The organism is Coleofasciculus sp. (assembly GCF_046539235.1).
Classification (GTDB): Bacteria; Cyanobacteriota; Cyanobacteriia; order Cyanobacteriales; family Coleofasciculaceae; genus Coleofasciculus.
Genome location: NZ_JBKHHI010000358.1, coordinates 1 through 6,911, shown reverse-complemented (window position 1 = coordinate 6,911; position 6,911 = coordinate 1). Strand labels below are relative to the sequence as shown.

The following is a 6,911-nucleotide window of genomic DNA, read 5'->3' as shown; positions in this document are numbered from 1 at the left end:
TCAGGAAGAAATGACAAGAGGTGGCTAGATATTTAATTACAGTTGTTTGCCCTTGAATGTGCGATCGGGTCCCGGTTTAGGCTATCGGGTTGTGGATACTGTAACCGATGGTGCTGCGATCGCAACCACGGATCAGACGGCGGGGAACTGGATACGGCTGGCTAATGGTGGCTGGGTGTTTTCGGGATGGGTGGCGACGTAAGTGTCATTTGTCATTCGTCATTTGTCATTCGTCATTGTTAAAATCCAATCAATTAGTTGCTGGGTTGGATGGCTATGATGAATCCTGTTTCTCTATTGCTTAAGTTGTGCCGATCGCGTTTGATATTCGTTCTTTTCGCCTTGCTTGTCTGTAGTGGTGTCCCTTCGCCAGCGCAATCTGAACCGGATAATCCATCTCCTGCATCTGAGATGCGATCGCCAACTGATCCGATTACCCAGCAATTAATCGGGGAATGGCAAGCCACTGATCCGGCATCTGGGGAATCAATCCAGTTAATTTTTGCCCCCGATAACCAATTATTTTTTATATTACCCGCTCAAGATGGGTCGGCTGTGGCAATCCAGGTAGACTACCAAATTCAGACGGCGACTCAACCGATGCACCTGGATATGGCACTCACACCGGATCAAATCGCCTTAACTATTTTTGAGTTAACTCCAGAAGGGAAGCTGCGCTTAGAATTTAAAGATGTTACGCCGGGACAACCTCGACCCACGGCGTTTAGTGATACGGCGTTACTTTTGGCAAAGACATCGGATGACACCACAGTACCCGAAGATATTTCCGTAATTGAGTTGGAAACCAGCGCCAACCGTTCCAGCCAAGGGATTCCGATGCAGTACATCAACCTCTTAAATCGCGCCCAGCAGGTGTATTATCTAGAAAATCGTCAATTTGCCAATACCCTCGAACAGCTAGAAATTGCCACAAACCTAGAAACGTCCTTATATACATACGAAATTGTACCATCAGGCGATCGCGCCCAGAGTGTCGCGATTACGGCACATCCCAAAGATGAGGGACTTCCCAGCTATATTGGTGCGGTATTTGTCACTACCGTTGATGGGTTTGAGACAACCGTCTCTGGAATTTGTCAGAGTGAACAACCTGCAACCTCACCGCCGCCAATGCCAATTCCACCTTCAGCCGATTCTACAGAGATTCAATGTCCTGCTGGATCTCGTCTTTTACAGTAAGTAGGGGCTGCTGTAGGGAGTCTTGCGGTGGGGAGAGGCAATAGGCAATAGGCAATAGGTAATATAATGCGAGCATCTTGCTCGCTACCCATTCCCAATTTAAATGTGTGACAAGCTTATCGCTCACTCCTGCGTGTGATAGGCTATCACCTTTAAGCAATCCTCTCAGTGTTTCCCCATCTACCCTATGGTTACCGTTGCTGGCTGTCGGATTCTGGATCAAATCTATGAAAGTCGTAACTCTCTAGTCTATCGGGGTATCCGAGAATCGGATCAGCAGTCGGTGATCCTCAAAGTTCTCAAACAAGATTATCCTACGCCCGCAGAAATTAACCGCTATCAACAAGAATATCAAATTACGCGCTCTCTCAATTTTGGTGGTGTGGTTCAAGCCTATAGCTTAGAACCCTATCAAACCACCTTGGTAATTATCTTTGAAGATTTTGGTGGTTCCTCGTTAAAACTCTTACTCCAGGAACGGGGATTTACGCTCAAAGAATTCTTGAGTATCGCCATTCGCAACACCGAAAGCTTAGGTAGAATTCATGCTGCTCATATTATTCATAAAGATATCAATCCTGCCAATATTGTTTTCAATCCTGAAACCGGACAACTGAAAATCATTGATTTTGGCATTGCCACGGTTTTATCCCAAGAAAACCCAATTCTGAGAAATCCCTCCGTCTTAGAAGGCACATTAGCCTATATGTCACCGGAACAAACGGGGAGAATGAACCGGGCGCTGGATTATCGGACTGATTTTTATTCGTTAGGAATGACGTTCTATGAATTACTCACCCATCGCCTTCCCTTTGAAACCGATGATCCCCTAGAATTAGTTCATGCTCATCTGGCAAAAGAACCCATTCCGCCTCACCAGATTAATCCAGAGATTTCGCCCCCCCTCTCTGCTATTGTCATGAAATTATTGGCAAAAAATGCTGAAGATCGGTATCAAAGTGCCTGGGGACTGAAATCCGATTTAACGGTTTGCCTGATGCAATTACAGATGAAGGGAAGAATCGAACTATTTCCCCTAGGTTGCCAGGATATTTCTGAGCAGTTTCAAATCCCCCAAAAACTGTATGGTCGAGAACGGGAAATTGAAAGTCTACTGGACACCTTTATTCGGGTTACTGGACGTAGTTTATTAGGAGAAACAACGCCAAACTCAATAAGGGCGAGTTTTGAACAAAAGTTATCGTCAACGGCAACACAAAACTCCCTAAACCCGCCCCTACACACTCGAAAATACGCCAAGGAGATGATGGTTGTATCTGGATATTCCGGTATAGGGAAGTCAGCGCTAGTCCAGGAATTATATAAACCCATTACTCAACGGCGGGGCTATTTTATTCGCGGCAAATTTGATCAATATCAACGGGATATTCCCTACTCAGCCGTGATTCAGGCGTTTCGAGAATTAATCAAACAGTTGTTAACAGAAACCACCCTCCAACTAACCCAGTGGCGCAACCACCTCTTAGCGGCATTGGGGGGGAATGCTCAAATTATTATTGATGTCATTCCTGAAGTTGAACTGATTGTCGGCAAACCGGTTCCAGTTCCCAAGTTACCTCCCACAGAATCACGAAATCGTTTTAAGTTCGTTCTGCACAACTTTATCCAAGTTTTTACCAAACCTGAACATCCATTAGTAATTTTTCTGGATGATTTGCAGTGGGTGGATAGTGCTTCGTTGAAACTGATCGAATGGTTGATGAACTCCTCAGATCAGAGTGAGGCTGAGTCTCATATCGGCGGGATGTTTCTGATTGGTGCTTATCGGGATAATGAAGTGACAGTTTCCCATCCCTTACAATTCACATTCGAGACAATTCGCGCCAGCGGAACCATTGTTCATGAGATGGTTTTAGCGCCCTTGGAATTAATCAGCATTATCCAATTAGTTGCAGAAACGCTCAAATGTTCCCCTGATCATGCCCACGCTTTGGCGGAATTAATTCAGATCAAAACTGGAGGTAATCCGTTTTTTATTAATGAGTTTATCAAATATTTGTATCAAGAAAAGCTACTCACGTTTAATTCTCAACAGGGAGTGTGGAATTGGAATTTAGCCCAGATTCAATCCCAAAAGTTTACCGATAATGTTGTTGCAATTTTGGCAGATAAGATTAAAATATTACCGCCCCAAGTGCAACAGGTTTTACAGTTTGCCGCTTGTTTAGGAAATTCCTTTGAACTGAAACCATTAGCCCTAGTTTTAGGCAAATCAATATCCGAAATAGCGGTGCAATTATGGCAGGCGATCGTGGCAGGGTTAATTGTTCCTTTGGGGGAAGACTATAAGTTAATCAGTCAGGCGGATATGACTCAAGCTTTATTGGATAAACATCAAATAAGCGCATTGAATTCCCTCTTCTCTAAAACACACAGAGACATTCAAACCTTAACCATTCAATACCAATTTGTCCACGACCGAATTCAACAATCCGCTTATTCTCTGATTCCTGAGGAACAATGCCAAGCGGTGCATCGGACTGTCGGTCAATTATTACTGAAAAATACGCCAGCCGACCAGATATCAGACTCTCTTTTTGATATTGTTAACCATCTGAATATCAGTATTGAGTTAATCGAATCCCCTGAAGAACGGCATGAATTAGCTCAATTGAATCTTTGGGCAGGTCAGAAAGCGAAAGCCACAACTGCTTATGAACCTGCGAGAAAATACTTAACCATCGGTCGCGAACTGCTGCCGTCAGAGAGTTGGCAGGTGCAGTATGACTTGACCCTCAACTTATTTCTGGAAGCCATCGAAGTTGCCTATTTATTGACCGATTTTGAAGCCGCCAAAACTTTAACCGATGATGTGCTAAATCGGGCGCAAACTCTGATGGATAAAGTCAAGGTTTATGAACTTCAAATTTTATTTGATAGTTCTCAAAATAAAATGCTGTCCGCCATCCAAACCGCACAGCAGGTGTTAAACCTATTAGACATCCCGCTAACTGAAACACCTCCACTTTATCAAACGGTTGAGGCGTTAGTGGATTTGCCGGAAATGACTGAACCCACTCAATTAGCGGCGTTGCGAATTTTAATGTCTGTGATGGCACCCGCTTATATTGCCAAACCCTCCCTCTTACCGTCGCTGATTTTAACCATGGTCAATCTCTGTATTCGCCATGGAAATTCCTCCCTCGCCGCTTACGCCTATAGCGTTTATAGTTTGCTGTTATGTGGTCAACAAGAAACAATTGAGCAAGGCTATCGCTTTGGTCAGTTAGCGTTGAAATTATTAGACTGTTTTCCTGCCAAAGACGTACAAGCCAAAGTCTATCAGCAATTTAATGCTTTTGTCCGACCTTGGAAAGAGCCAGCTATAACCACATTAAATCCATTACTCGATACGATACAAACAGCAATTGAAAATGGTGATATTGAATATGCTTGTCACTGTACGGTAAACTACTGTACTTATTCATTTTTCGTCGGACTGCCCTTAACTGAGGTTGAATCTAAACAAGCTCAACATCTGGAACTGAATCGGCAGTTTAAACAAGATTATCAGATTGGGTATATCACAATTTGGCGGAATTTATCTTTATGCTTAATCGAGGCTGACCATTATCCGACGTTAGACTGGACGGTTTTTGATCGCCTCCTTCCTGATTTATTAGCAGCCAATAATCAGATTTCCATTTTATCTGTTTATTGGGCGAAGTTATTTCTGGCTTACTTATTTGGTGATGAACAAGAAGCGGAAAGGCTGGTTGGGTTGGCTGATGAGTATAAGGGAAGCGTGAATGGCTTATTAAATAATGTTTTAAGCAACTTCTATTCCTCGTTAGTCCTTTTATCTCTGTGCCATTCAGCCAGTCCCCGTAAACGCAAACGCTATCTCAACAAAATAGCCAAACAACAAAAAATAATGCAAACCTGGGCAGACTATGCCCCTTGTAACTTTCAGCATAAATATGACTTAGTGGAGGCGGAACGGGCGGGATTACGGGGCAAAATCCTGCAAGCAATGGAGTATTATGATCGTGCCATTCAAGGTGCTAAAAAACAGGGTTATCTTCAAGACGAAGCCCTAGCTTATGAACGAGCCAGCAATTTCTATCAACGATTAGGTCGGGAAGAAATTGCCCAAACCTATTTACAAAAAGCTCATTACGTTTATACCCGATGGGGGGCAATGGCGAAGGTTAAACAGTTAGAAGCTACCTATTCCCAATGGCTTTTTACTCGGGTGAATAACCATGAGTCTGGGGGGCTATTACAAAAAACTTCAACCCTGACCACAACCACCCAAAATGGCAAAAATTCGTCAGAGTATCTTGACTTAAACAGCGTTATGAAAGCGGCGCAAGCGATTTCCGGTGAGATTGTATTGGATAAATTACTGGCGGCGTTGATGAAGATTTTGATTGAAAATGCGGGCGCACAAAAAGGATTTCTGATTTTAGAAACGAAAGGAAAACTACGAATTGAAGCCGAGGGACAGGTGAATACTCTGACCCAATCCTGTACAGAGTGCAATCAAATTCAGGTCTTTCAATCGACTGACCTAGAAGAGACGCAAGTGGTATCCGTCGCCATCATTAACTATGTGGCACGAACTCAGGAGATTGTGGTGTTAAATGATGCCCTAAATGAGGGACAATTTAGGCAAGATTCCTATATTCAAACCTATCAGCCGAAGTCAATTCTCTGTGCGCCGTTGATTAATCAAGGAAAACTCAGCGGAATTGTCTATTTAGAAAATAATTTGACGACAGGAGCATTTACAGCTAGCCGATTGGAACTGTTGCGTCTCCTATCCGCGCAAGCTGCTACCTCGATTGAAAATGCCCGTTTCTATAGCAGTTTGGCTGAATTGAATCAGGCGTATGAACGGTTTGTGCCGCGCCAATTTCTCCATTTTTTGAATAAGGACAGTATTGTTGATGTCCAGTTTGGAGATAATGTTCAAAAAGAAATGTCAATCCTATTTTCGGATATTCGCTCCTTCACGACATTATCGGAAATGCTGACGCCGGAGGACAATTTTAAGTTTATTAATGCTTATTTGTCGCGCATGGAGCCAGCGATTACTGACCATAATGGCTTTATTGATAAATATATCGGGGATGCGATTATGGCATTGTTTAGTGGTCAGGCTGATGATGCAGTTAAGGCGGGAATTGCTATGCTACACCAACTGAGGCTCTATAATCAACATCGACAGAATTCCGGCTATCCTCCTATCCGGATTGGGATTGGGATTAATACGGGAGGGTTAATGCTGGGAACCATTGGTGGAGTCTCGCGCATGGATAGCACGGTGATTAGTGATGCGGTGAATTTAGCCTCTCGCATTGAAGGGTTAACCAAATATTATCAAGTCCCCTTATTAATCTCTCATCATACGTTTTCCCGTTTATCTGATCCGACTAATTATGCGATTCGCCTAATTGATAAAGTGAAGGTGAAGGGGAAATCGGAATTGGTAACCGTTTATGAAGTGTTTGATGCAGATTTATCTCAGATTAAAGCCGCTAAATTAGCCACGTTACAAACCTTTACCGAAGCCTGGTATTTTTATAACCTGAAGGCGTTTGCTGAGGCGAAAATACGCTTTGCTGAGGTGCTGCGGGTCAATCCTCAAGATCAAGTGGCGAACATCTATCTCAACCGTTGTCAACAGCAATAATTTGTCATTTGTCATTTGTCATTTGTCATTTGTCATTTGTCATTTGTCATTT

The 6,911-nt window shown here is 43.2% G+C and carries 3 protein-coding genes; all 3 read left to right on the top strand.

The genetic code is table 11. The features are described from left to right. Positions 1–58 precede the first annotated feature (58 nt). The 3 genes from ACLFWI_RS23815 (at position 59) to ACLFWI_RS23805 (ending at position 6,859) form a co-directional block, all read left to right on the top strand. Positions 59–202, top strand: coding sequence for an SH3 domain-containing protein (locus ACLFWI_RS23815; RefSeq protein WP_446414989.1), 144 nt, complete (start codon positions 59–61; stop codon positions 200–202). Between the two features lie 74 nt (positions 203–276). Further along, entirely contained in the window at positions 277–1,200 is a 924-nt protein-coding gene (locus ACLFWI_RS23810) for a type IV pilin-like G/H family protein (RefSeq protein WP_446414988.1), read from the top strand. Positions 1,201–1,387: 187 nt separating this feature from the next. Continuing rightward, a complete protein-coding gene (locus ACLFWI_RS23805) occupies positions 1,388–6,859 on the top strand; it encodes an AAA family ATPase (protein WP_446414987.1) in 5,472 nt (1,823 codons plus the stop codon). Positions 6,860–6,911 lie beyond the last annotated feature (52 nt).